This window comes from Clostridium sp. (assembly GCF_047777555.1).
Lineage (GTDB): Bacteria > Bacillota > Clostridia > Clostridiales > Clostridiaceae > Clostridium_H.
In genome coordinates this window covers 380,326-407,245 of the sequence record NZ_JBKEEV010000002.1, presented here as the reverse complement: position 1 = coordinate 407,245, position 26,920 = coordinate 380,326, and the positions used below count along the sequence as shown (strand labels likewise).

Annotated in this window: 31 protein-coding genes; 26 read left to right on the top strand and 5 right to left on the bottom strand. The window is 32.4% G+C overall.

Going from position 1 to position 26,920, the window contains the following annotated elements:
- Window positions 1-89 precede the first annotated feature (89 nt).
- From ACFWTK_RS05225 to ACFWTK_RS05140, 18 genes are all read left to right on the top strand, one after another.
- Window positions 90-980: a M15 family metallopeptidase gene (locus tag ACFWTK_RS05225; RefSeq protein ID WP_415875038.1), complete on the top strand. Its 891-nt coding sequence runs from the start codon at window positions 90-92 to the stop codon at window positions 978-980.
- Between the two features lie 153 nt (window positions 981-1,133).
- Complete coding sequence (locus ACFWTK_RS05220; RefSeq protein ID WP_415875037.1) at window positions 1,134-3,125, top strand: sigma-54-dependent Fis family transcriptional regulator; 1,992 nt, start codon at window positions 1,134-1,136, stop codon at window positions 3,123-3,125.
- Between the two features lie 258 nt (window positions 3,126-3,383).
- Window positions 3,384-3,860, top strand: a complete 477-nt coding sequence (locus ACFWTK_RS05215) for a Na+/H+ antiporter subunit E (RefSeq protein ID WP_415875036.1) — start codon at window positions 3,384-3,386, stop codon at window positions 3,858-3,860.
- Window positions 3,857-4,126 carry a monovalent cation/H+ antiporter complex subunit F gene (locus tag ACFWTK_RS05210; protein WP_415875035.1) on the top strand — a complete coding sequence of 90 codons (270 nt, stop codon included), beginning with the start codon at window positions 3,857-3,859 and terminating at the stop codon, window positions 4,124-4,126. Before ACFWTK_RS05215 ends, ACFWTK_RS05210 begins: the two co-directional genes overlap by 4 nt.
- Window positions 4,123-4,419: a monovalent cation/H(+) antiporter subunit G gene (mnhG, locus tag ACFWTK_RS05205; protein WP_415875034.1), complete on the top strand. Its 297-nt coding sequence runs from the start codon at window positions 4,123-4,125 to the stop codon at window positions 4,417-4,419. The genes ACFWTK_RS05210 and mnhG overlap by 4 nt, the downstream gene beginning before the upstream one ends.
- Entirely contained in the window at window positions 4,406-4,645 is a 240-nt protein-coding gene (locus ACFWTK_RS05200; RefSeq protein ID WP_415875033.1) for a hydrogenase subunit MbhD domain-containing protein, read from the top strand. Before mnhG ends, ACFWTK_RS05200 begins: the two co-directional genes overlap by 14 nt.
- Window positions 4,642-4,911, top strand: coding sequence for a hydrogen gas-evolving membrane-bound hydrogenase subunit E (gene mbhE, locus ACFWTK_RS05195; RefSeq protein ID WP_415875032.1), 270 nt, complete (start codon window positions 4,642-4,644; stop codon window positions 4,909-4,911). The genes ACFWTK_RS05200 and mbhE overlap by 4 nt, the downstream gene beginning before the upstream one ends.
- Before the next feature lie 10 nt (window positions 4,912-4,921).
- Window positions 4,922-5,341 carry an MnhB domain-containing protein gene (locus ACFWTK_RS05190; RefSeq protein ID WP_415875031.1) on the top strand — a complete coding sequence of 140 codons (420 nt, stop codon included), beginning with the start codon at window positions 4,922-4,924 and terminating at the stop codon, window positions 5,339-5,341.
- On the top strand, window positions 5,342-5,704 hold the full coding sequence (locus tag ACFWTK_RS05185; protein WP_415875030.1) for a sodium:proton antiporter: 363 nt from the start codon (window positions 5,342-5,344) through the stop codon (window positions 5,702-5,704). It abuts the gene before it with no gap.
- A gap of 3 nt (window positions 5,705-5,707) precedes the next feature.
- A complete protein-coding gene (locus tag ACFWTK_RS05180; RefSeq protein WP_415875029.1) occupies window positions 5,708-7,177 on the top strand; it encodes a complex I subunit 5 family protein in 1,470 nt (489 codons plus the stop codon).
- A 13-nt stretch (window positions 7,178-7,190) separates the two neighbouring features.
- Window positions 7,191-8,633: a complex I subunit 5 family protein gene (locus ACFWTK_RS05175; protein WP_415875028.1), complete on the top strand. Its 1,443-nt coding sequence runs from the start codon at window positions 7,191-7,193 to the stop codon at window positions 8,631-8,633.
- 14 nt (window positions 8,634-8,647) lie between these two features.
- Complete coding sequence (locus tag ACFWTK_RS05170) at window positions 8,648-10,639, top strand: complex I subunit 5 family protein (RefSeq protein WP_415875027.1); 1,992 nt, start codon at window positions 8,648-8,650, stop codon at window positions 10,637-10,639.
- A 54-nt stretch (window positions 10,640-10,693) separates the two neighbouring features.
- Complete coding sequence (locus ACFWTK_RS05165; RefSeq protein ID WP_415875026.1) at window positions 10,694-11,347, top strand: HDIG domain-containing metalloprotein; 654 nt, start codon at window positions 10,694-10,696, stop codon at window positions 11,345-11,347.
- 96 nt (window positions 11,348-11,443) lie between these two features.
- Complete coding sequence (locus tag ACFWTK_RS05160; RefSeq protein WP_415875025.1) at window positions 11,444-13,138, top strand: EAL domain-containing protein; 1,695 nt, start codon at window positions 11,444-11,446, stop codon at window positions 13,136-13,138.
- A 68-nt stretch (window positions 13,139-13,206) separates the two neighbouring features.
- A complete protein-coding gene (locus ACFWTK_RS05155; protein ID WP_415875024.1) occupies window positions 13,207-14,655 on the top strand; it encodes an aminotransferase class I/II-fold pyridoxal phosphate-dependent enzyme in 1,449 nt (482 codons plus the stop codon).
- A gap of 97 nt (window positions 14,656-14,752) precedes the next feature.
- On the top strand, window positions 14,753-15,610 hold the full coding sequence (speE, locus tag ACFWTK_RS05150; protein WP_415875023.1) for a polyamine aminopropyltransferase: 858 nt from the start codon (window positions 14,753-14,755) through the stop codon (window positions 15,608-15,610).
- Window positions 15,597-16,451 carry an agmatinase gene (gene speB, locus ACFWTK_RS05145; protein WP_415875022.1) on the top strand — a complete coding sequence of 285 codons (855 nt, stop codon included), beginning with the start codon at window positions 15,597-15,599 and terminating at the stop codon, window positions 16,449-16,451. Before speE ends, speB begins: the two co-directional genes overlap by 14 nt.
- A 194-nt stretch (window positions 16,452-16,645) precedes the next feature.
- The gene (locus ACFWTK_RS05140; RefSeq protein WP_415875021.1) at window positions 16,646-16,879 is read left to right on the top strand and encodes a hypothetical protein; all 234 of its coding nucleotides are present in this window, start codon (window positions 16,646-16,648) and stop codon (window positions 16,877-16,879) included.
- A 32-nt stretch (window positions 16,880-16,911) separates the two neighbouring features.
- Here the strand turns inward: ACFWTK_RS05140 and ACFWTK_RS05135 are convergent, their stop codons facing one another.
- From ACFWTK_RS05135 to ACFWTK_RS05120, 4 genes are all read right to left on the bottom strand, one after another.
- Entirely contained in the window at window positions 16,912-17,508 is a 597-nt protein-coding gene (locus ACFWTK_RS05135; RefSeq protein WP_415875020.1) for a cupin domain-containing protein, read from the bottom strand.
- A 167-nt stretch (window positions 17,509-17,675) separates the two neighbouring features.
- Entirely contained in the window at window positions 17,676-18,248 is a 573-nt protein-coding gene (locus ACFWTK_RS05130; RefSeq protein WP_415875019.1) for a manganese catalase family protein, read from the bottom strand.
- A 21-nt stretch (window positions 18,249-18,269) separates the two neighbouring features.
- Entirely contained in the window at window positions 18,270-18,548 is a 279-nt protein-coding gene (locus ACFWTK_RS05125) for a spore coat protein CotJB (RefSeq protein ID WP_415875018.1), read from the bottom strand.
- A gap of 18 nt (window positions 18,549-18,566) precedes the next feature.
- Window positions 18,567-18,767, bottom strand: coding sequence for a spore coat associated protein CotJA (locus ACFWTK_RS05120; RefSeq protein ID WP_415875017.1), 201 nt, complete (start codon window positions 18,765-18,767; stop codon window positions 18,567-18,569).
- Window positions 18,768-18,960: 193 nt separating this feature from the next.
- On the opposite strand from ACFWTK_RS05120, the gene ACFWTK_RS05115 reads away from it, so the two are divergent.
- The 8 genes from ACFWTK_RS05115 to ACFWTK_RS05080 all read left to right on the top strand — a co-directional run bounded on the left by ACFWTK_RS05115 (window position 18,961) and on the right by ACFWTK_RS05080 (window position 25,707).
- Entirely contained in the window at window positions 18,961-20,229 is a 1,269-nt protein-coding gene (locus tag ACFWTK_RS05115) for a DUF1576 domain-containing protein (RefSeq protein WP_415875016.1), read from the top strand.
- 4 nt (window positions 20,230-20,233) lie between these two features.
- Window positions 20,234-20,578: a hypothetical protein gene (locus ACFWTK_RS05110; protein WP_415875015.1), complete on the top strand. Its 345-nt coding sequence runs from the start codon at window positions 20,234-20,236 to the stop codon at window positions 20,576-20,578.
- A gap of 324 nt (window positions 20,579-20,902) precedes the next feature.
- Window positions 20,903-21,223, top strand: a complete 321-nt coding sequence (locus ACFWTK_RS05105) for a hypothetical protein (protein WP_415875013.1) — start codon at window positions 20,903-20,905, stop codon at window positions 21,221-21,223.
- Window positions 21,224-21,491: 268 nt separating this feature from the next.
- Window positions 21,492-21,905, top strand: a complete 414-nt coding sequence (locus tag ACFWTK_RS05100; protein ID WP_415875012.1) for a hypothetical protein — start codon at window positions 21,492-21,494, stop codon at window positions 21,903-21,905.
- A gap of 278 nt (window positions 21,906-22,183) precedes the next feature.
- Entirely contained in the window at window positions 22,184-22,516 is a 333-nt protein-coding gene (locus ACFWTK_RS05095; RefSeq protein ID WP_415875164.1) for a hypothetical protein, read from the top strand.
- Between the two features lie 644 nt (window positions 22,517-23,160).
- On the top strand, window positions 23,161-23,694 hold the full coding sequence (locus ACFWTK_RS05090) for a helix-turn-helix domain-containing protein (RefSeq protein WP_415875011.1): 534 nt from the start codon (window positions 23,161-23,163) through the stop codon (window positions 23,692-23,694).
- Between the two features lie 129 nt (window positions 23,695-23,823).
- Window positions 23,824-25,407 (top strand): DEAD/DEAH box helicase, encoded by a 1,584-nt coding sequence (locus tag ACFWTK_RS05085; RefSeq protein WP_415875010.1) that lies wholly within the window; start codon window positions 23,824-23,826, stop codon window positions 25,405-25,407.
- Window positions 25,408-25,425: 18 nt separating this feature from the next.
- A complete protein-coding gene (locus ACFWTK_RS05080) occupies window positions 25,426-25,707 on the top strand; it encodes a DUF503 domain-containing protein (protein WP_415875163.1) in 282 nt (93 codons plus the stop codon).
- A gap of 64 nt (window positions 25,708-25,771) precedes the next feature.
- On the opposite strand, the gene ACFWTK_RS05075 is transcribed toward ACFWTK_RS05080, so the two are convergent.
- The gene (locus ACFWTK_RS05075) at window positions 25,772-26,851 is read right to left on the bottom strand and encodes an HD-GYP domain-containing protein (protein ID WP_415875009.1); all 1,080 of its coding nucleotides are present in this window, start codon (window positions 26,849-26,851) and stop codon (window positions 25,772-25,774) included.
- Window positions 26,852-26,920: the final 69 nt, after the last annotated feature.

Genomic DNA, 26,920 nt, shown 5'->3' with positions numbered 1-26,920 from the left:
TTAAAGATAATTATAAATAACATAATAAGTTAGGTGATGAAATGAAAACTAAATTTATTAAAAAATTAATTATATTTTTATCTTTTTTAATGTTAAACGCTAATTGTGCTGGGGCATGTAATCTAAAAGAAAATGAAGGTATAGATGAGTATAAATATAACATCACTATGAAAAGAGATTTATTATGTCTTATGATGGCTTATCCTGATTTTATTTCAAATATAGAAAAAGGAAATGATAACAATGTTTATATAGTAACAAAGTCAGGAAAACGCATTATTTATGACGACAAGAAGGAAAAAAGCTTTAATGAAAAATTAGATAATCCGGATTTACAAGATATGCTTGAACAAGTTTATCCTCTTTCTAATGATGGAAAACTTATGGAAGAAAATTTTGATCCTGGGCGTATAAGGGTATATCCATTGTTTAAGGAGGTATATGGAAATTCAAAGCAGCAAGTGGAAAAGAACCTTGCGAGGACGAGAGCTGGATATGGATACTCTACATTTAATGGGAATAACAAGGCATCACAATCCTTAGAAAGCGCTATGAGGGAAATTGTAAGTCTTACACAAAGGAATAAGGGTGCGTACAGCTATGTTTTTCCTACCATGGGAACTTTCAATTATAGGCTTATTAGCGGTACAAATCAGTTAAGCGTCCATTCCTTTGGAATAGCTATAGACTTTGCAACCAGCAAATGGGACTATTGGAAATGGGCAAACAGGGAACAAGGGCAGAAAAGGCTTGATAGCTACCCTAAAGAAATTGTTGAGATTATGGAGAGGAATAACTTTATCTGGGGAGGAAAGTGGGGACACTTTGATATTATGCATTATGAATACAGACCAGAGCTTATACTAAAAGCTAGATACTTTTCTTGTGAACCATCTGAGGATAAGCCATGGTATGAAGGAATAAACTATGATGAAAATATAAAAGAATATATCCAATTAATTGATAAAGCAGTAGAGTAAAATAAATTCAATTTTTTTATATGAAAACATATTCCAGCCTAAAGTGTTTAACTTGTGATATAATACCTATTAAGATAAGGAGCTTTAAGAGCTATATATAAACGATAAAATAAGAGATATGTATGGAGAGATACGTCAGTTGGAGGGGTGCTCTTGACGATTAATAGACTGCTGGATAACAATGAAGAAGTGATAGATAAGTGGGAAAAGTTTGTTACAAGTGGAGTATTAGAAAAAGAAGGAATTCGTGACGTTATTGCCGAGTCATGGATAAGGAGCAGAGAATATAATATTGATCCATTTATGAAGGATTTTTCAATAAGATTAGATGATGAAAAATTAAAAAAAAGATATAGACAATTTGACACTTTACTAGACACAGCCAAACCATTTATGGAGAGTATTTATAAAATCGTTAAGGATACAGATTTTATAATTAGGCTTACAGATAGAGATGGATATGTTCTAGAGCATATAGGGGATGAAAGACTAATCAATATCTATTATTCTCTAGGACTATGCAATGGCTATAACATAAGGGAGGAAGTTATAGGGACTAATGCCATAGGATTAGCTCTTCTTACTGGAGAACCTATACAGGTTGTAGGAGGAGAACATTATATAAGACAGTATCATAGACTAACTTCTTCGGCATGTCCTATAAAAAATAAAAATGGAACTATATTAGGAGTATTAAGCATAACAGGAAATTGTGAATTAGTACATCCTCATACCTTAGGAATGGTAGTAGCCGCGGCAGAAGCTATAGAGAAAGAATTAGAACTAGCTGAATATACTAATGAACTTAAAGCTATAAATGAAAGATTTTATCAGATAACTGAATCTATTTCTGAAGGTATAATCAGAGTGGACAATAAGGGTACCATTATGAGTATAAATAGATTTGCTCGTAAGCTTTTATCCTATAATGAAAAAGATATAATAGGGAAAAATTTTAGAGTTATATTGGATAGAAGTAATAGAAGGGATATTGCAAAAGGAATTATAAACGGCAAAAAATATGAAGAAGAAGAGGTTTATTTTAAAACTCGTACAGGAAGAAAAAGAGCTTGTATTGCTAATATAACACCTATTAAGTCAAGGAGTGATACTTCTGGAGGAATGGTTATTACCTTTAGGGAAATAAAGGTAGTACATAGTCTGATTAATAAAATAGTTGGAGCAAATGCTAAGTTTACCTTTGGAGATATACTTGGTAAAAGTGAAGCTATGATAAGCACCATAGAACTTGCTTCTATTTCAGCTAAAACTAACAGCACAATACTTCTTCAAGGAGAAAGCGGTACAGGAAAAGAGATGTTTGCTCAGGCTATTCACAATGAAAGTGATAGAAGAGATTATCCTTTTGTATTTTTAAATTGTGGAGCAATTCCAAGAGAATTGGTTTCAAGCGAACTCTTTGGATATATAGAAGGAGCTTTTACAGGAGCTAAAAGAGGAGGGCATCCTGGAAAGTTTGAACTTGCCGATGGAGGAACTATATTCTTAGATGAGATAGGAGATATGCCCCTAGATGCTCAGGTAAGTCTTTTAAGAGTTCTTGAAGATAAAAAGATAGTTAGAGTGGGAGGACATGATGTCATACCTATAGATGTTAGGGTGATTGCTGCCACCAATAAGGATCTGAAAAAAGAAGTAGAGCTTGGCAATTTCAGAAGGGACTTGTTCTACAGAATAAATGTTATGCCTATATATATTCCTCCTTTAAGAGAAAGAAAAGAAGATATAAAAATATTTATAGATTATTTCAAAGATAAGTTTTCTAATTTGACAGGAAAAAACATCACAGGCATAGGAGAAAGCTTTTACAAAGCTATGATTGCTTACAATTGGCCTGGTAATGTTAGAGAACTTCAAAATGTCATGCAGAGGGTTATAAATATGGCAGATGATAATTCTACATTGACCAGTAAGGATTTGCCTTCATATATTAAGTCCATAGAAATATCGGAAGGTACGGGAGAAAAAGGAGAATTGCTTACTTTGGATGAGATAGAAAAAATTTATATAACTAAGACCATAAAGAATTGTAGAGGCAATATTGCAGCAGCAGCCAAAGTTTTAGGCATAGGAAGGACTACTATGTATAGAAAGATGAAAAAATATGGCATAGAAGAGATATAAATTAGCAACATGTTTCGTTATGAAACATATGTATCAAAACGAAACACGAAATTCGTGAAAATTTTATATTATGTTTCAAAATGAAACAAATTAAGGGGAGTTACAAAAATATGTAACTTCTCTTAATTTTTTGTATTGAAAACGATAACCATAAAGCTAGTAAAATCAAGGATTATAGAAAAAAATAATTTTAACTCATAAGGTTGGCATGAAAATTGCTTCATAAGTTTAATGTAACCGGTAAAGGAGGTATTAAAAATGACTTATAAGGTTATTTTGCTTTATGTTTTATATTGGATAATACTATCAGAAAGTAAAGATTTACAAACTATTATCATAGGAATTTTCATTTGTGGAAGCATAGCATGGATGAACGCTAGATTTTCTGGAGAATATAGAAGCAAACACAAAGTTTTTATTCACAAGATTAAGTATGCAATTATATATGTGCTTGTTTTATTGAAAGAAATAGTGATTGCCAATCTTCAGGTTGCTAAGAAGGTTCTAAGTCCAAGCATGGATATATCCCCTACAGTTGTATCTATTAAAACAAAATTAAAATCAGATTTTTATAAAACCATACTTGCAAATTCTATTACCCTAACTCCAGGAACAATCACAGTTTCTATGGAAAAGGATATTTTAACTATACATTGTTTAGAGAAAGATTATATAGAAGGATTAGTAAACTCAAAGTTTGAACAAATTTTATTGAAAGCAGAGGGGTGCAAATGAACAAGATATTGATATTCTCTAGTTTGTTTCTATCAATAACTATATTTATGTGTATATTTAGAGCTGTTAAAGGACCTACTGCTGCAGACAGATTGGTGGCTATAAATGTTATTGGAACTAAGACTATTATACTAATTCTAATAGCATCATTTGTATTAAAAGAAACTTACTTTGTAGATGCGGCACTGGTATATGCTCTAATCAGCTTTGTTGCCTCTATAGTTATATCTAAATTTATAGGAAGATGGGGAGGTAAGAAAGCATGAGAATAGTTTTATCAAGTATTTTCTTATCTGGAGGGCTTTTCTTTTTCATGGTAGGAACCATTGGACTTTTAAGATTCCCAGATATGCTTACAAGAGCACATGGAGCAGCTAAATGCGATACCTTAGGAGCTATGCTGTCTTTACTTGGTTTAATAATATTTAACGGATTTAATGTAGTGAGCTTAAAGTTAATACTTATTTTACTATTTATATGGATTACTAACCCTACAGCCACACATTTGATTGCCAAGGCTAGATATGATGAAGAGGTGAATAATTATGAAGATATTTAGCGTGATTATGATTGGATTTTTAATAATTTCTGCTGTATCCGTATCTGTGGTTAAAAATTTGTTAGGTGCCATAATTGTTTTTACGGTTTACAGCCTAATCATGGCTATTTTATGGCAGCAGCTTAATGCACCAGATGTAGCCATTACAGAAGCTGCTGTAGGGGCAGGAATTACAACACTCTTGTTTATACTTACACTAAAAAGAATTAAAGGAGCAAAGAGATGAAAAAGATATTTGCTTTTATAATTACGGTAACATTAAGTTTTATTTTGCTTCTAGGAGTCATAGACTTACCTACCTTTGGAGAAGCAAAAAATCCCGCAAACAATGAGGTATATGAATATTATGTAGAAAACTCTGTTAAAGACACTGGAGCTACTAACATCGTTTCAGGAATTATATTAGATTATCGTGCTTTTGATACTTTTGTAGAGTCCAGCGTTTTATTTACTTCAGCTGTAATTGTAATAATTCTTTTAAAAGAAAAGTAGGAGGATAACCATGAAAGATACGATTTTAAGAGAAGTAAGCAAGATAGTTATCCCTTTTATACAGATTTTTGGGTGTTATGTTATATTTCATGGACATCTAAGTCCTGGAGGAGGATTTGCTGGAGGTACAATTATTGGAGTTAGCTTTATTCTCCTTAGAATTGTCTACGGCAGAGAAAATATTAAAGAAAAACTAAGCTATAAAGTTTTAATAAAAATTCTCTGTTTATCTGTAATTTTATATGGTGTTTTGAAGGGATACAGCTTTATATCTGGAGGAAGCGAACTAAATTTTTCACAGCCCCCTTTAGGAACTCCAGGAAAGATATTAAGTGGAGGATTTATATTACCTCTTAATATATTAGTAGGAGCTATCGTTTCTATAACAATATACTTTTTTTACAGTTTATTTGATGAGGGAGAAATATAGATGGAAGTATTAATAAAAAATTATTATGAATCAGGTGCTATTATTCTATTTTGCATAGGTTTTGCTACACTTTTACTTCATAATAACTTAATTAAAAAAATTATAGGAATGAATATTATGGACACGGCAGTCTTCTTATTCTTTATAGCAAAGGGCTACATAGATGGAAGGGAAGCTCCTATAATAATTGGGGAGTTTAAAGGAGTACAGGGATATATTAATCCTATTCCAACATCTCTAATGCTTACAGGAATTGTTGTAGCTGTCAGCACAACGGCATTTGCATTAGCTCTTACTATAAAACTAAATGAAAAGTATGGGACTATAGAGTTAGATGAAATTATGAAAATGAGGGAGGAGTAAATATTGATTGTTAAGAGTTTTCCGCTTTTAGTTGTTCTGGTTTTATTTGTTACTTCTTTTATAATGCCGATTATAAAGAAAAATAAAGTTGTGAAAACTATAAGTATTATGTCTATGGGACTATGTTTCCTTCTGTCATTAGCAGTATTTATATATGTTATTGAAAAAGGCAAGTTTTTCTATAAGATAGGACATTTCGATGCACCTATAGGAATTGAATTTTATATAGGAAATGTAGAAGTAATCATGGGAGTTTTGTTCACTTTTGTATCTCTAATGATTATATGGTATTCAGTTTACAGCATAGATAAGGAAATAAAAGAAAACAGAATACCTCTATACTATATGCTTATTAATATTTTGATCGGTTCGCTGCTTGGAGTTGTATACACCAACGATTTATTTAACAGCTTTGTATTTGTAGAAGTAGCAACTTTAGCTTCCTGTGGAATCATTGTGGTAAAGGATAAAAAGGAAAACATAAAAGCTACTTTAAAATATTTGATTACAAGCTGTCTTGGTTCAGGACTTGTACTCATGGGTATTGCTTTTCTATATTCCATAACAGGGCACTTAAATATTTCTTATATTCATAAAGTGCTAATAAGCAATTATAAAGATTATCCAAACCTAATACTAATAAGCCTTGGACTTTTCACTGTAGGTCTTGGTGTAAAAAGTGCTATATTCCCTCTTCATACATGGCTTCCAGATGCACATTCAAGTGCTCCAACTTCATCTAGTGCTATATTATCATCCTTAGTTTTGAAAGCTTTTGTGCTTCTTCTAATCAAGGTACTATATAGAGCTTTTGGAATAGAGATAATAAGCAATTTTCCAATATTGAGTATAATACTGGTTCTTGGAAGTATGGGAATGATAATGGGTTCTGTGTTTGCTATATTTCAGAAGAATATAAAAAGAATAATCGCTTACTCTAGTGTAGCTCAAATGGGATATATATTTTTAGGAATAGGACTTGGTACGGAATTTGGAGTTGCAATAGCAATCTTTCACATAATAGCCCATGCAGTAACAAAATCAGCTTTGTTTTTAACTGTTGGAGCTATGATTGAAAAAACTGGTCATAAGGAATTAGAACATTTTAAAGGAATAGGAAAAGAAATGCCTGTGACTTTATCACTATTTCTAATTGGAGCCTTATCAATGATAGGAATTCCTATTCTTCCTGGGTTTATTAGCAAATGGTATTTAGCTTTAGCAAGTATAAGAGTGGATAAATTACTATTAGTAGGAGTTATATTAACAAGCAGCCTTTTAAACGCTGTATACTATCTTCCTATTGTGATAAATGGATTTTTCGGGGAAGAAAATTTAAAAGATAAAGTCTATAAGTCTAAGAGAAAACCTCTAAAGGAGATGCTTCCAGTTATAGCCTTAGTGATGGTAATGGTATATACGGGAATTGTTTCAGGAAAACTTATAGATTTAATTCAACTTGGTATAGTATAGGAGTGATACTTTTATGAATAGCTTAATCTTACTTCCAGTTTTCTTTCCTACGCTACTTGCTATTATACTTCCAACAGCTAAGTTTAAGGAAAGAGGAAGAAATGTTTATGTAGGCTTTGGAGTTATTCTTAATTTTATATTGACTTTGTGTGCGTTTCATTTTGTGGGATATGGGAATGTACACATACTGAAATTAAATGAATTTGTAAATATATATTTTAAAATTGACAAGCTAGGTGTATTGTTTTCTATTCTAGTATCAATATTATGGATATTTACCACATTTTACTCTATGGAATATATGAAGCACGAAGGAAAAGAAACTAGGTTTTTCTCATTCTTCATTTTAACCCTTGGAATTACCCTTGGAATAGGATTCTCAGGCAATCTGTTTACACTTTATATATTTTATGAGCTCCTTACCTTAGCTACTTTTCCATTAGTTATTCATAATGGAAGCAAGGAAGCTATTAATAGCGGTAAAAAATATCTCATATATTCTTTTGGAGGAGCAACTTTAGTTCTTCTAGGGATGATGATACTGTTCAGTATAACTAAAACTTTAGACTTTAATCCAGGAGGGATTGTAACTGGAATTTATGATACAAAAGTAATGTTAGGAATTTATATTAGTATGTTTATCGGATTTGGAGTTAAGGCTGCCTTAGTTCCATTTCACTCATGGCTTCCTTCAGCTATGGTAGCACCAACACCAGTAAGTTCTCTCTTACATGCAGTAGCTGTAGTAAAGTCAGGTGCCTTTTCCCTTATTAGAATGAGCTATTTCATATTTGGAGCGGAAGTGATAAGAGAGACTAGAGCAAATGTATATATGAGCATACCAATTGTTATAACAATACTTTTAGGCTCATTCTTAGCTCTATATCAAGAAAACTTGAAAAAAAGACTAGCTTATTCAACCATAAGCCAGCTGGGATATATTCTTCTTGGAATTATACTTTTAAATAAGGATGCCTTTGTAGGAGGAATTCTTCATCTTATAAATCATGCAGTTATAAAGATTGTTTTATTCTTTTCAGTGGGAGCAATCATGTATACCACAGGAAAGACTAAGATTAGTGAAATAAAGGGCATAGGCAAAAGGATGCCAGTTACCATGTGGTGCTTTGCAATATCAGCAATATCCCTTATTGGAATTCCACCAAGCAACGGCTTTGTAAGCAAGTGGTTCTTAGCCCAAGGAGGACTTATGGCGGGGAAAATACTATTTCCAGCTATACTCCTTATAAGTGCAGTATTAACAGCATTATACCTTCTTCCTGTGGTTACGGCGGCTTTCTTTAAAAAGGAAGATGATAAAGAGATTATAGTAAAAGAATCTCCTAAAAAAATGCTAATTCCTATTGTTTGTATAACTACAATAGTAGTAATTCTAGGTTTATTTCCGAACCCAGTGATTTCTTTTATACAGGAAATTGCTGAGGAAGTAATGTAAAGGAGTGTGAGATAATGAACGCAAAATACCTTTTATGGTTTATTATAATATTTCCTCTTATAGGTTCTTTTGTTGGATATATTTTAGGAAGAAAGAATGAAAGATATAGAGATACTTTTAACATTATAATGACAGGAATAACATTTATAGCAGTTATGCTTTTATATAGACATGTGAAAATAGGTGCAGTAGAAGTATCAGTTCCTAATGTTATGGGAATTGGGCTTCACTTAAAAATGGATGTTTTTCGATATATTTTTGTATGGCTTACATCTATAATATGGTTCTTAACTACAATTTATTCTACACAATATCTTATAAGCTATAAAAACAGAAATAGATATTATATGTTTTTCATGCTTACCTTATGGAGCACTATTGGAATATTTATATCAGAGAATATTCTAAATCTGTTTACTTTCTTTGAAATTATGTCCCTTACATCTTACGCGCTAGTTATTCATGATGAAGATGATTACTCACATGAGGCTGGGGACACTTATATAGTAATGGCAGTTAGCGGAGGCTTAATCCTTCTTATGGGACTTTTCCTATTGTATAATTACACAAAAACTTTGGATATAAAAGAACTACAAGTCGCATCCCAAAGTTTAGGAAATATAAAATACCTTATATCTGCGCTTATTATTATAGGTTTTGGAGTTAAGGCTGGTATGGTACCACTTCATATCTGGCTTCCAAAGGCTCACCCTGCAGCACCAGCTCCAGCCAGTGCCATATTATCAGGTATACTGCTAAAAACAGGTATATTTGGAATAATAATTACCACGGAAATAATGGGTGGAGATTTTATTATAGCTGTGGTAATACTGATTTTAGGCTTTGTAAATATGTTCTTAGGCGGACTTTTAGCTATGTTCCAAAGAAATATAAAGAGAATTCTTGCATACAGCAGTATGAGCCAAATAGGATATATTCTCGTAGGAATAGGACTTATGGGAATATTAAAGGAGCATAGGGCAATAGCGGTATATGGAACTTTATATCATATTATAAATCATGCTATATTTAAGGTCTTATTGTTCATGTTAGCAGGAACTATTTACATGGTTCTTCATGAACTTAGTATAAATGAAATAGGCGGCTTTGGAAGGAATAAAAAGGTTTTAAAAGTACTATTTTTTATAGGCTTATGTGCAATTATAGGCATGCCTGGATTTAATGGATTTGCAAGCAAAAATCTTATTCATGAGGCTTTATCTGAAGCACATCATATTTATGGAGGAAATATATTTATTTTAGCAGAGGTAATATTCACTTTAAGCAGTTCTTTTACTACTGCATATCTTTTAAAGATTTTTATAGCTGTATTTGTTGAAGAAAGCATAGATGATTTTAGACCTGTTAAGGGAAAGATAACCACTAAGGCAATGATACCTATGATAATTCTTGCAGGTATGATTTTATATATAGGACTTAATCCTGATAAGATTATTAATGTACTTGCTGGAGCCATGGGAACCTTTAATGTTGAAGAAATTCCTAAAGTGGATTTTTATTCTTTCCATAATGTAAAGACATCAATTCTAACAATATTCTATGGAGTGCTAGTATATATAGGCTTTGTAAGAAAATATTTAAGAAAAGGCATGGGAAAAGAGTGGTTTTATGAAAATATATCTCTTGATTGGTTTAACCTTGAAAGAGATTTATATAGACCAGTAATGAGGCAAGTATTTAATGCGGCTTCAGTGATTTTAAGGATAATAGATGAAAGCATTATAAAATCTGCAGCATTTATAGCAAATGGATTTAAGGCTTTAGGAAAAGTTCAAGTTGCATATGATAATGCTGTTTTAAAAGTGAAAAATATAAGGAAAGAAAAGTTTAAGTTAGATAAAAAAGAAACAATTCCAATGGATGAGTCCTTGTACAATGTAAAAGATATGGTTAACACTATGGGAAATATATTCAACAGCATAACCTACTCCATCTTTATTTTTGGAACTGTGCTGGTTGTATCTTTAGTTATTTTAATAAAATAAATATTACTTTAGTGCAAAAGGAATACTACTATTAAAAGCAAAGGAGGACTTGATATGATAGATAAAACTGAGATATATGAAGAATTTGAAGAACATTTAATGAAAGATAAAAGGCCTTCTGAATATTTTAATAGTATGGTAGAAAAAGAAGTATTTAATGAATATCCTTTTAAAATGCTAAAGGATTTGGTAAAAATAGATCAATCACCAAAGTATCATCCAGAAGGAAGCGTATGGAATCATACTATGCTTGTAGTGGATAATGCATCTGAGAGAAAGAACTTAAGTGAAAGCCCAAGAGCATTTATGTGGGCAGCTCTTCTGCATGATATAGGGAAAGGACCTACAACTAAGGTTAGAAAAGGAAGAATAACATCTTATGATCACGATAGAGTTGGTGCAAAAATGGCAAGTGAATTTTTGCACCAATTCACTAATGATGAAAACTTCATAAAAAAAGTTACTACCCTTGTAAGATGGCATATGCAGGCACTATTTGTTGTTAAGGATTTACCCTTTGCGGATATAGGAAAGATGATATCAGAGATATCCATAGATGAAATAGCTTTACTATGTTTATGTGATAGGCTTGGAAGAGGAGATATGACAGAGGAGAGGGTAAAAGAGGAAAAAAATAATATAGGTATATTTACAGAAAAATGTAGAAAATATAAAAAAAAGAAAGAAATTAATAGAAATATGATATAGGTATGTAATATATAAGAAAAATGTAACAAAAAGTATAAAGAAAAGTTATTTATTATGGTATAATTAGGATAGGTCGTAGGAAAAATGAGGTGTACCATGAATAAAAAACATAATATTTTAAAATTAAGTATAAGGAAAAAGCTAGTATCATTAGCTGTAATCCTACTGCTTATTCCTACATTGTTTTTTAGAGTTACAGGTTCTATATATATCTTATTTATATTTAATCTATTAGGATTATTGATTATGATTATATTTTCTAATAAAATACAAAGATCTATTATAATTTTGTTAAATTATGTGAAAGAGATAGAAGAAGGTAACTATGGAACAAGCATTTCTGAAGAAGCGCTAAATAGAGAAGATGAGATTGGATTATTAGCAAGAGCTATAGAGAATATGAAAAATCAATTAAATGAAAATTTTAAAAAAATATATTTACAAAACAAAGCTTTAGAAGAGGAAGTCAGAGAAAGAAAAAAGGATCAGGAAAATATAAACTATTTAAAAAGATATGATGCTCTTACTGGACTTCTTCAGAAGTCAGCATTTATAGAAATTTTAGAAGATGATATAACTAGGGCTAAGCAGAAGAACATATTTATAGGGATAATGACTTTAGGATTAGATGATTTTAGGTTTATAAATGAAGCAATGGGACATATGTCTGGAGATGAAGTTCTTGTTGAAGTATCTAAAAGGTTAAGAGAGCAAATAAAAAACGTAAATGCCATATCTAGAATAACAGGGGACGAATTTGCTATTATAGTAGACAATATATTAAATATAGATCAAGTTGTAGATACAGCTGATAAGCTCTTAAAAGTTTTTTCTGAGCCTTTTATGGTACAAGGAAAAGAAATTTTTATAACTGCCAGCATAGGTATAACAGTATATCCTTTAGATGGAACTAATCCAGAAATATTGATTAAGAATGCTACATCAGCTCAAAATCATGTTAAGAAAAATGGAAAAAATAATTATCAGATTTACTCAAAAAAGATGAATGAAAATGCATATGAAATGTTGGAGATGATAACATACCTTAAACATGCTGTAGAAAATAATGAGTTTGTACTACATTATCAGCCTCAGGTTAGCATGAAAACAGGTAATATTACAGGAGTAGAAGCTCTAATAAGATGGGAGCATCCTAAATTAGGATTGGTATATCCAGATAAATTTATTCCTTTAGCAGAAAAGACAGGGATTATTCTACCTATGAGTGAATGGGTTATTAAAGAAGCCTGTGAGCAAAATAAAAAGTGGCATGAGGAAGGAAATAAAGACTTGCTAGTATCTGTAAACCTTTCTGCTGTTCAATTTAACAAAAAGGATTTATCAAACACAATAAAGAGAATATTAAAATGTACAGGGCTTTCACCAAACTATCTAGAGATTGAGATAACAGAAGGAATGCTTATGGAAAATATAGAACAAGCTGTTCAGATACTAACGGAGTTAAAGGAAATAGGAGTGCAGGTAGCTATAGATGATTTTGGTACAGGCTATTCATCTTTAAGCTATTTAAGAGAGTTTCCTATAGATAGATTAAAAATTGATAGAAGCTTTATCATGGGTATACCATCTGAGGATAATGGTTCTATTGCAAATATAATTATAGAACTGGCTAAGAGTTTAAATTTAAAAGTAATTGCAGAAGGTGTAGAAACTGAAACCCATATGAATTTTCTAAAATCAAAAAATTGTGATGAAATGCAGGGGTATTATTTTAGTAAGCCAGTACCTCCAGAAAAGATTAGCCAATTATTAGCTGAGGAAAGAGAATAGATTAAAAAATAAATAACTGGAGAAATTAAAAGTATTGATTAATTTTCCGTAAAAAGGTGGTTAGACTGATGAATAATCAATACAAAACTCCGTTATTTGATGCAGTAAAAGATTATCACAGAAAACAAGTAATACCTTTTGATGTGCCAGGTCATAAACATGGAAAAGGAATACCAGAGCTTGCAGAGTTTGTTGGAACTAAAGTTTTGGAAGTGGACGTAAATTCCATGGAGATGCTGGACAACATCGGAAGTCCCAGCGGTGTAATTAAAGAAGCAGAGGAACTCATGGCAGATGCATATCGCTCAAATCATGCTTTCCTTTTGGTCAATGGAACATCATCTGGTGTTCAGGCTATGGTTATGAGTGTGTGCAATCCAGGAGAAAAAATAATTATGCCAAGAAATGCTCACAAATCTGCAATAAATTCACTTATATTAAGTGGTGCAGTGCCTGTTTATGTGCAGCCGGAGACTGACGAAAAATTAGGAATAGCCATGGGAGTATCAGTAGAAAGCGTAGAGAAGGCAATAGCTAAAAATCCAGATGCAAAGGCAGTTTTTTTGATTAATCCAACATATTATGGAGTTACATTAAATCTTAAAGATATAATAAAAGTAGCTCATAAAAATGGAATGGCTGTTGTGGTAGATGAAGCACATGGAGCACATCTAGGTTTTCATAAAGAACTTCCCTGTGGAGCTATGGAACTTGGAGCGGATATGGCAGCAGTAAGCCTTCATAAGACAGGAGGATCCCTAACTCAAAGCTCTGTTCTACTTTTAAATGAAGGCTTTGTAGATAAAAACCATGTGAGAGCCATGCTAAATTTAACTCAGACCACAAGTGCCTCGTATTTATTAATGACTAGTCTTGATATAGCAAGAAAGATATTAGCTACTAGAGGAGAAGAAATATTTACTAGAATACTAAAGCTTACAAGAATGGCAAGAGAAGAGATAAATAAGATTGAAGGATTGTATGCCTTTGGTAAAGAGCTTATAGGAAACGAAGGGGTCTTTGATTTTGATGAAACTAAACTTGGAATCAACGTATCTGGTCTTGGAATAACAGGGTTTAAGGCTTATGATATATTAAGAGATGAATATAACATTCAAGTAGAACTGGGAGATGTATTTAACGTACTGGCTATAGTAAGCGTGGGAGATGACGAGGCTTCTATCAAAGCTCTTATAGAAGCATTGAAGAGCATGAGCAAAAAGTATAGAGGCGGGAAGATGAAATTTGCAAGTGTAAACTTAGAAAATCCTGAGGTGATAGTATCACCAAGGGATGCCTTTTATGCAAGCAAAAAGCTTATAAAACTTGAGGAGGCAGAAGGGGAGATAAGTGGAGAGTCTATAATGGCATATCCTCCAGGAATACCTATAGTTACTCCAGGAGAAAGAATAAGCAAAGATATGATAGAATATATAAGATATATAAAATCTCAACACAGTATGCTCACAGATACAGAAGACCCCCAAGTAGAGTATATCAAGGTTTTAGGAATATAATAACTTTAATATTAACTTAAACACATAAAATACATGGATTATATTAATAGTCCATAGACATAAAATTAATTATTGTGAATCAGGAGGTTTTTTAGCTATGGAATTATGGTATACAGAAGAACTTGTAAAGAACGTTAGATTTTCAACTAAGGTAAAAAAACATCTATATTCAGGAAAAAGCCCTTTTCAGAAAATAGATGTTCTTGATACAGAAGAGTTTGGTAAAATGCTCATAATAGATGGTGTTGTAATGATAACTCAAAAGGATGAATTTATATATCATGAGATGATAACTCATGTTCCTATGGCAACTAATCCTGAGATTAAAAAGGTTCTTGTTATTGGAGCTGGAGATGGAGGAACTGTAAGAGAGTTAACTAGATACAATACTATAGAAAAGATAGACATGGTTGAAATAGATGAAATGGTTGTTAAGGTTTCAAAAGAGTATTTACCATTTACAGCAGGTAAACTAGATGACCCAAGAGTAAATCTATATTTCGAAGATGGAATTAAGTTTGTAGAAGGAAAAGAAAATGAATATGATTTAATAATAGTAGATTCAACAGACCCAATTGGACCAGGAGAAGGATTGTTTACAAGAGCCTTTTATACAAACTGTTATAAGGCACTTACTGAAAATGGAATATTAATAAATCAAAATGAGAGCCCATACTATCCAAGTATTGCTAGGGAAATGAAGAGAGCTCAAAGCAAGATTAGAGATATCTTCCCTATAGCTAAGGCTTATCAATATATTATTCCTACATATCCTGGATCTCTTTATATATTTGGATTTGCTTCAAAGAATTTAGATCCTATAAAGGACTTTAATGCTGAAAAGTGGAATAGTTTAGGACTTAAAACTAAATACTATAATACGGAACTGCATGTAGGAGCTTTTGCACTTCCAAATTACGTTAAGGAGATGTTAGAGGAGAATGCAGAGAAATAAGCACGTATCCACTTTTTTAGGCTTTGATAATGAATATGACGAGTCAAAGATAGTTGTTTTTGGAGCACCCTTTGATGGTACAACATCCTTTAGGCCTGGGACAAGATTTGCCCCTGATGTTATGAGAAGTGAATCCTATGGACTTGAAACATATAGTCCGTACCTTGATAGAGACTTAACAGAAATCAAGGTGTTTGACGCTGGAGATTTGCAATTTGGCTTTGGAAACACAGAAAAGGTGTTAAAATCTATAAAGGAATTTACTGAGGGCATAGTTGCTGATGGCAAAATTCCTTTTATGATAGGTGGAGAACACCTAGTTTCATATCCAGCAGTAGAAGCAGTATTTGAAAAGTACAAGGATTTGCGCATAATTCATTTTGATGCTCATACAGATCTTAGAGATGAATTTAAAGGTGAGAGATTATCTCATGCTACTGTGCTAAAGAGGATATGGGATTTTGTAGGCGATGGAAAGATGTATCATTTTGGAATAAGGTCTGGTGACGGAGATGAATTTAGATGGGCTAAAGAACATGTAAAGTTGACTAAATTCAATACAGATGGATTGGATGATGCTATTAGAGAAATAGGAAGCAACCCAGTTTATATAACAATAGATTTAGATGTTTTAGACCCTTCTGTATTTCCAGGGACAGGAACTCCAGAAGCTGGCGGTATAAGCTTCCATGAAATGATGGATGCTATACTTAAAATGAAAGACTTAAATGTTGTAGGACTTGATGTAGTAGAGCTTTCACCTCACTACGATCCTTCAGGTGTTTCAAACGCTGTGGCGTGCAAAATAGTAAGAGAGTTAGCTTTAGCAGTTTATAAATAGCTGCTAGCAAGCAATAAGATTATAAAATATTAGATGAAAAATAAGAAATAGACTTTTAAGGATGGAACTATTTTCTATCCTTAGAAGTCTATTTTTATAACATAAAAGTTTATATGACTAACATATTATATAATATAGTTTCATCAGTTAAATAATTGATGCAATTAGAAATTCATCGTGGTGGTGGTTTAATAATGTCAGAGTTTAGTTCCATGAGTTCCGATGAACTTGCCATACTTTCTTCTCTTATTGCTATATCATTAGCTGAAGATATGTCAGTTAATGATATTAATTTGCTTGGAAACTTTATTGTTGGAGTTGGTGGTATTCTTTTGACTATAGGAGCTCAAAAGCAATTGCTGCAACCATCAAGTAATACAGGAGAAAAGTCAAGTTCAAATAAGAACTCTAAAAAAGGAAATGACTAAAAATCATCTCCTTTTTATATAATATCTTAATACTATTCAGCAGCTTCTGCATCAGCTTTAGTCAAATGAACTGTGCCATGTGGATGATGTGGTGGTGCATAGATAGAATATAATTTAAGAGGTTTATTACCTGTATTGATTACATTGTGCCACATACCAGCAGGTACTAAGATTGCAGAATCGTCAGAAACTCTTCTTTCAAAGTTTAGGTTATTTCGGTCTTTACCCATTTTAACTATGCCTTCACCTTCTTCAACTCGTAAGAATTGATCGGTGTCAGGATGTATTTCTAAACCTATATCTTCTCCCACATTTATGCTCATTAATGTAACCTGTAGGTATTTTCCTGTCCATAAAGCAGTACGAAAAGTAGGGTTTTGTTTTGTAACTTCATTGATATTAATTACAAATGGCTCTGGGCCATAATCTCTTAGTGAAACATTGTTAGGGTTGGGGTTAAGGTTAGGGTTAGGGTTTGGATTAGGATTAGGGTTAGACCTGTAATAGTTATACATTGGTACATTGCCATAGTATGGGTAAAACCCATAAGGATTGTACATTGTGTCTAGACTATAATCTCCTCTATTCATAAAATAAGGACATGAATACATTTCATAAGGGTTATACATTTAGATGCTCATTCCTTTCATAGTATTATAATATAATCTATATTTATAAAATACAACAATTAGCATATACTTATTGTTTTTGAAGGAAAAGCCCCGCACCAATAATGGCATTATGCCATGAGCTTTAAAAATGAATTGTATTACTATAGCAGGGCTTAATTTAGATTTTAATAATATCTTTTCTTTCCGGATATTTCATAAACGTCCTGTAGGGCTTCTCCAAAACGTTGATAATGAACAATTTCTCTTGCCCATAGGAACTTAAGTGCCTCTTTAAGACCAGGGTCATCAGTTAAGGCTATAAGATGTTCATAAGTCGCTTTAGCCTTTTGTTCTGCTGCCATGTCTTCATGCAAATCTGTTATAGGATCTCCAAGTGCTTGGAAGTAAGCAGAAGTGAAAGGCACTCCGTTAGCATCTACAGGGAACAATGCGTGATCGTGTTGAGCATAGTGTCCGCCTAAGCCTGCTTCCTTCAATTCTTCAGGTGTTGCATTTTTTATCAATTGATAAATCATCGTAGCTATCATTTCTACATGAGCTAATTCCTCGGTTCCTATATCATTAAGTAATGCCTTAGTTTTTCCTGTTGGCATAGTATAACGCTGATTCAAGTATCTTAATGCAGCTGACAATTCTGAATCAGGGCCTCCATACTGAGCCATTAGGATTTTAGCCATCCTAAGGTCTTTACCTGTTACTTTTACAGGGTGTTGTAACTTCTTTTCATAAACCCACATGCATATGCTCTCCTTTCTAAGTTATTCTCCTCTTTCCCAAGGCCAAGGTTCATCTACCCAAGACCAGGAAGGATCTGCTTTAGAATTTCCGAAGTTTGCAAACATTCTGAACCTAGTTTCATATTCCTTCTTTAATTTCATATATTCCTCTTGAAATTCATTGAAATCCTCTATAGCTTTTTTATTTGTTGGGTGATTATCTAAATATAAGTTTAGATCTACAAGAGCAAATTCAACCTGCTGAATTTGTCTTAACAGCTCTGTACGAGAAGAAAGATTATCTTTAAATTTTCCATCCATACTAAGTCCTCCTATTAATTATCTTTCATGTGGGAAAGGTACCACAAGGTTAGGGAAGATAGTTCCCTTAGCCAATGCTTCATTTAATGGCAATAATCCTATATAAGGTTGATCAGGCACATATGCACGAGCCAACATTAAATTTCCCATTTCTGGCATTGGCATTCTAGAAAAAGGCATATACATTGGATCTGGACATGGCATAAAATTTTGGTACACGTTATTCACCTCTTTAAGACTAGTTACATTATCATTATATTGTTGAGGAGAAAATGTGTGTAAGTTAGAAAGCATAAATTTGTATCAGTTCGTAGAAAATATTGGAATAAATCAAGTTATGGATTAACTAGAATAACTGTATATAAGATGATATAATATAGTATATAAAAACTTATGTTATGGAGGAGTTTATTTGGATAAGATTTTGAATGAAAAGGATGCGATACACTTAGGGAGAAAGGGGCATTTAAAAGTACTCAGTTTTTTACCTATATGCATGAGTATATTGGCCCTTATACTAGATACACCTAGAGATATTATTCATGGACTGTATAATATAATTATAGCTCCTGATATACTTTTAACAGATTATATAGCTGTCGGAGGGGTTGGAGCTGCATTTGTGAATTCTGCTATTCTGGCTTTTGTAAACATATACATTTTATACAAATTAAAACTAAAGGTTAATGGAACTCTAATAGCTACAACGTTGACTATTATGGGGTTTTCATTTATAGGTAAAAATATATTTAATGTAATACCTATATACTTGGGTGGATACTTATATTGTAAATATCAAGGAATAGAGTTTAAGAATGTAGTCTTGGTGGTGATGTTTGGTAGTACTTTAGCACCTCTGGTTAGTGAGGTTGCATTTGGATTACATGTACCAGTTGAAATAGGAATTCCGCTAGGAATAATATTTGGTATAATTGCAGGATTTGTTATAACACCGCTATCTTCACATATGGTTAAGGTACATGACGGATATAATCTATACAATACAGGATTTACAGCAGGACTTTTAGGCTCTGTTATAACATCAATATTAAGGGGAGTTGGATTAATCATAGAACCTCAGCAAGTGCTCTCCAGCGAGTTTGATATGCTTTTAAAAATAATTTTTATTACTACATTTATTCTACTAATAATATTAGGCTATATTATAAATGGAAGGAGCTTCAACGGATATAAAAAAGTATTAACATATCCAGGAAGATTGGTTACGGATTTTACACAGCTAACGAATTATGGTATAACATATATTAATATGGGAATAATGGGATTAATAGCAGTCACATACGTAGTAATATCTGGAGGAATTATGAATGGCCCAGTGGCGGCAGCGACATTAACTGTAGTTGGATTTTCTGCTTTTGGGAAACATCCTAAGAATTCTATACCAATCTTAATTGGAGTTTTTATATCAGGTTTAACAAACATATGGCATATAGATTCTACTATGGTAATAATAGCAGGACTTTTTGGAACAACTTTAGCACCTATAGCAGGAGCATATGGATGGGCAGCTGGAATTATTACAGGATTTATTCACCTATCAGTGGTAATGAATGTAGGAGTGCTGCACGGAGGAATTAATTTATATAATAATGGTTTTTCGGGAGGAATAGTAGCCGCTTTAATTGTGCCTCTAATTGACGCTTTTAAGAAAGGGGACTAAGGAAATGAAACATGAAATAAAAAAAGTTTCTAAGATAGTAGATGAACTGATTGAGTTTTGCTTTTTACATGCTACAGATAAAGTGAATATAACTGTGGAAGATAAAGATGACAGATTTGAAATAATAGCTCATTCAGATAATATAAATTGCTCTGAAGAAAAGGTAGAAAGACTTAAGGAACTGCTAAGTGTTCAAAGACAAAATGAAATAGAAGAGTATTATTGGCAGTTAGCTGGAGAAGATGAACGGAACGGGGAATTTAGTTTAGTTGGCATGATGGTGGATGATGCAGAAGTCAAGTTTAACTGCCCTTCCTTAACAATAAAGTTAATCAGATATAAAAAGTAATAGAATTTTACTATAAAGTAATAGAACTTTGTATAGTCTAGGTAATAAAGCCCCATGTTTTTCATGGGGTTTTTAGCGTTGCTAAAAAATATATAGTTATTGAATATAAACTCCTCGTAATGTATACATTGGAATAGGTAAGAAAAATTTTATAGTACAAAAGGACAAACTGTAACAAAAATGGGGACAAGGCATATTATGATACTAGGACAGCTAGTCCAGAAAAAATAAAATAACTTATGAAAATTAGATGCTGAGTTATTAAAAGCACTATCGTATAAATATACACGAAAAAATTTTCAATATCGGGAGGAGGGACAAGGTATGGATGGAACAAACTTTGTAGCTCATTTATCAGATCATATAGGGGAAACCGTTACTATATTTACAACTAGCGGAGGAGAATCAGGACAAGGCTTTACAGGTGTTCTTTTATCTGTAAACAGCTGTTTTGTAAGACTTTTAACTCAAATTGGTCCAGCACCAGGATGTCCATTAGGTAGCTGCTGCAGCAGACCAAGAAGATACTATGACGGAGATCAAGCTGATCAAACTGGTAGATTTAGTTGTGGATTTAGGAATGTTGGATCAGTAACAGATATTCCTATTAGCAGAATCGCATCCTTTGTTCATAATGCTGTATAAGAGTTAGATTAAAAATTTATAAACTTAAAGGTTTAGAAGTTGGAAAACTTAGTTAAGAAATAATATAAAAGTAAGTAAGAAAAAATATACAAGTGAAAAGCAACTGACAATGGATAATTGGCAACTTAGTAAATGGTTGTTAATTATCCATTTGAAATAAAGGTTATTACTAGCTATTGAAAGGTAGTATCAATCATATATGAGAGAATACTATATGGTAAGATAGCTAGTCCATAAAATATTATATATTTAGGGGGATAGCAATATTATGGATGGAACAAATTTTGTATCTCATTTATCAGATTATATAGGGGAAACCGTTACTATATTTACAACTAGTGGAGGAGAATCTGGAGAAGGCTTTACAGGTGTTCTTTTAGGTGTAAATAATAGTTTTGTACGACTTATAACTCAAATTGGAATTGCACCAGGATGCCCACTAGGAAGCTGCTGCAATGATAGAAAAAGATGTAGAAACAGTAATGGTCCAGTAGCAGGAGCTGGATTTGACGGATATAATAATGCAGTACAAGATAATTTTGATAATGACTTTAATAGCCAATGTCTTGGACAAGAGGATTTAGAAGACACTGGAAGATTTACCTGCAGAGGAACTACAGTTGGATCAGTAACAGATATTCCTATAGATAGAATAGCAGCATTTGTTCATAATGCAGTATAAGAAAAATGTGAAGCATTTTTCTTAAGTGGAGAAGTGTAGGCGCTTGCAGCGCCTACACTCTCCACTTTTTCATTTGCTATGGCTTTTTTTACGCAGCAGCTCATGGGTGGAATATTAGGCTAGTTTAAAACATATATAAATATAGTATTGTATATTAAATTATGATATAAGAGGAGATGAAGTTTGTGCTCCAAAACAATGAGAACATATTAGAAGATAGAACTAGTAGGAGAGCACTACCAGAAGATGAATTAAGTGCTGCACAAAATGGTCCAGTGATTATAAATTCAAATTTTGTAATACACTTATCTAGATATATAGGAGAAACTGTAACTATTTTTGTAACAGCTGGAGGAAAGGCTGGATTAGGTTTTACAGGAGTGATCCTTAGTGTAGACAATTCATATGTACGTTTGATTACGAGGATTGGTCCTCCACCTGCTTGCCCTTTAGGAAATTCATGCACATATGTAAGCGATAAGAAGGATATACAAGAGAGGGAATACGGCGATGATGAAGATGATAATTGGAAGATAGTTGATAATACACTAGGCTCTATAACAGATATTCCAATTGATAAAATAGTAGCCTTTACGCATAATACGGTATAACATCACCCATGGGATTTGCATTTAGGAAAGCTTCACTACGCAAAGAAGCTCTAATATTTCTGGATTTAAAACCCATGAACCTTCTAAACTCACTGACGTTCAGACAATAGAAGGTTCTTATGGTGTTTTAAACCCAGAAATAAAAACCATGCACATAGTGGAATTTCCATTTATGCATGGCTTTTGATTTTATACGGAACTTTTATGAATTTTGCAACAGCCTATTTGTCGTGCTTCGCCGTTAAAAAGGATATAATCATCATTAATCTAAACTTCACGTTCAAATGCGCTAAAAATACATCAAATCTAGCAGCCTAACGGCTAAACTCAGCGCAGCGCAGCGCCTACACTTCTTAAACTTCCTACACTGCCCTTTTCTCTACTTGCGCCTTGGCGGCTCAACTCTCCACTATCCACTTCCTCTACTCCTAAACTTTTGTTTGTCGCATTAGATATGACATACAAGTCGCATCTAATATGACAATGATGGCTTTTCTAATATGACACATATGATATACAAAGAATACTAATGTAATAATAAATAAATTAATAATACTAATAAAAATAAATACTAATAAAATTTTAAAACATTTTTTGTACAAATTGTATTAGAAGTGCATATCTACACTTTGGAGGGGATAGATATGAGAGATTTTACAATGGTACAAAATGAAATATTAAACTTAGAATTAAGTGGACAAGCTTTTAAACTATATTGTATTCTAAAAAGTTACTGTTTTGATAATAAAACTAGCTGCTTTCCATCCCAAAAGACCTTAGCATATAGGCTTAATAAAAGCGTTAGGACTGTGCAGAGAGCATTAAAGGAATTGGTTAAGTTTGGATTAGTAATAGTTAAAAGAAGAGGTTCTATTAGCAATATATATGAATTAAACATAAAACATCATAAAGCTAAGGATAATTCAAAGAGGAAAGTTAATATCCATGAAAAATTAAATTCTTTAATTGAAAAACACTATAATAAATCCAATTATAGAAATAGTATTAATAGTAATAAAAATAATTTTAAAAATACATATAATAATTGGGAGAGCAAAAAGGACAGCTTTAATGATTATGAACAGAGAAACTATGACTTTAATAAGCTGGAGGCTATGCTTTTAGGCTATCCATCTGCTCCAGAAAACCTTAGTGAAGCTCTGGCTGATGAATATTAGTATACTGATGGTTAGAAAATACTGCGGATTTTTCTTAAAGCATGATATATTTGATTGCAAGTTGTAAATAATAAATATATAATGGTTAAGTTAAGATAATGCAAAACTAAGATTTGGAAGGAAGTTAATATGGGAAAAATTAAGTTTGAAGATTTACAGATATCGGAGCAAATAAAAAGAGCAATTGCAGAAATGGGTTTTGAAGAACCATCACCTATACAAGAAAAAGCAATACCTTTTGTATTAAATGGAAGAGATATAATAGGGCAAGCTCAAACAGGAACAGGTAAGACAGCAGCTTTTGGTATACCAGCTATAGAGATGGTAAATCCAAAGGACAAGAGCTTGCAGGTTATGGTGTTGTGTCCTACAAGAGAATTAGCTATTCAAGCAGCACAAGAGTTAAATAATCTCGCTAAATATAAAGAAGGCATAAGTGTACTTGCTATATATGGTGGGCAGCCTATAGACCGCCAAATTAAGGCTTTAAAAAGAGGAGTTCAGATAATCATAGGTACTCCAGGACGTGTAATGGACCACATGAGAAGAAAGACATTAAAGACAGAAAATGTTAAGATGATAGTTTTAGATGAAGCAGACGAAATGTTAGATATGGGCTTTAGAGATGACATAGAAACCATAATACAAGAAATACCTCAAGAAAAGCAAACTGTATTATTTTCAGCTACAATGCCTAAGCCTATACTAGAATTAAGCAAGAGATATCAAAAAAATGCTGAATTTATAAAAGTAGTTCATAAGCAATTAACAGTTCCAAGTATAGAACAAAGGTACTTAGAGGTAAAAGAATCAGCAAAACTTGAAGTGTTATCAAGACTTATTGATATAACAAATCCTAAATTGTCTGTAGTATTCTGTAATACGAAAAAAAGAGTAGATGAGGTAGTAGGCCAACTTCAAGCAAGAGGATACTTTGCTGAAGGACTTCACGGAGATATGAAACAGCAGCAAAGGGATAGGGTTATGAACAAGTTTAGAAACGGAACTATAGAAATTTTGGTTGCAACAGATGTGGCAGCAAGAGGAATTGATGTTGATGATGTGGAAGTTGTATTTAACTATGATTTACCTCAAGATGAAGAATACTATGTTCATAGAATAGGAAGAACAGGAAGAGCTGGAAAGTCTGGAATTGCTTATACTTTCGTCGCAGGAAAAGCTATACGAAAGTTAAAGGATATAGAAAGATATACTAAGACAAGAATTAAAAGAGCAGAAGTTCCATCAGCTGACGATGTAGAAGAGTTTAAGATGGGAATATTTATGGAGAAGGTAAAAGAAACCATAGAAGCTGGACACTTAGGAAAGTATATAGACTATATTGAAAAGCTGTTAGATGAAGATTATGCATCAATAGATGTAGCTGCTGCATTGTTAAAAATGTCTACAGGAGAAGAAAGAAAAGAAGAATTAAATCTTGATGATGACTTAGGAGATACTGGTGCAGAAGAAGGCATGGTACGATTATTTATAAACATCGGAAGAAATCACAAGATTCAAGCTAAGGATGTTATAGGAGCTATAGCAGGAGAAACTGGTATAGCAGGAAAATTGATTGGTAAAATTGATATATATGAAAAGTTTACTTTTGTAGAGGTACCAAAAGAATACGCAAGAGAAGTATTGAATATAATGAAGAATAATACAATTAAAGGCAAGAAGATTAATATAGAACCAGCAAATGCAAAATAATAAGTGGGGTTGAATAAAGTGATTGTGGGGACAGCAAAGATATACTTATATGCAAATTGGGTTCACTCTTTAAAGGAAAAGAGAATGGTGGTAAAGAGCATCATTGGAAAGGCTAAGCACAGATTTAATATTTCTATTGCAGAGATAGAAAATCAAGATTATCATCAGTCAATTGTGATAGGAATAGCTTGCGTTAGTAACAGCACTAGAATGGCAAATACCATAATACAAAATGTGATAGAATTTGTTGAAGAAAATACAGAAGCTGTTGTTGAAAAAGTAGAAACGGAAATACTTTGAGAATAGACTATGTAAAAAGCAAGTTAGAGCTTAGATAAGCTTCCTAACTTGCTAACTTGTTTTTTTAGATATTTTCCGCTGTGTCTACAATAAATAGGGTAGTTTCTTGCGATAAATTCATTTCTTTAGGAACTTTAAGCTTGTTTCCATTTTCGTCATAAATTAAATTTATTACAGGTCTAAGAGGAAAAGCTCTATTTTGTTTTAAAACTATTCCGTAGGCCCCAGTATTAAGTTTTACTATACTTCCAGAAGGATAAGCAGCAACATTTTTTATAAATAAATCAACCATTGACTTATCAAATAGGGTATTACTCATAGCTACGAGGTACTCTAATGCTTGATACACTTCCATCTTTTTGCAGCCACTAAAATCAGAAGTAAGATTATCAAATGTATTACAAATAGATACAAGCTTTACTGTTTCATGAAGCTTGTCATCAGTAAGACCTAAAGGAAAACCAGTACCATTACAGTGTTCATGATGCATTAAAATAATTGCTTTTGATATATAGCTTATATCATTATATTTCTCATTGAAAATTTCATATCCATCTATAGGATGTTTTTTTAACACATCTGTTTCTTCAGAATTTAATAATGCTCCATCTTTCACTTTATCTATAATATCTTTTGGAGTTAAAAGCTTACCAACATCGTGCAGAAGAGAACCAACAGCAAGCTCTTTCAAATGTTCATTGCTGTATTCAAGATGAATTCCCATTATTACAGATAAGGCACATACATTTATGGAATGTTCAAATAAGCACTCATCTTTAGACTTAATATCAGAAATATTTATCATGACTCTTTCGTGAGAAAGTATGTCATCTATAATGGAATTAGCTAATTCTAAAAATTTATGTGTATTAGGATCTCTCTTATTTAAAATCTTCTTAACTTCGTTTTTTAAAGCCTCTTTAGTGCTAATTCTAATTTCTTCCGATATATAGTCTTCTATTTCAATTCCTTTAGAAAGTTCATCGTTTACATATATGGACATAATCCCCAAAGTGTTTAATCTCATCTTGTATCCTGGCTTCAGAAGAGTATCTTTAGCTAAAAGCAATCTACCAGAAGGATCATAAATAGGTTTTGCTAATAGTTCATTACCTTTAATTTGTGTAATTGATATTTTTCGCATATTGTAATTCTCCTCATCAATAGTAAGATAATCTACGACTAAGTAACCACATAATTGTCCAATAACTAT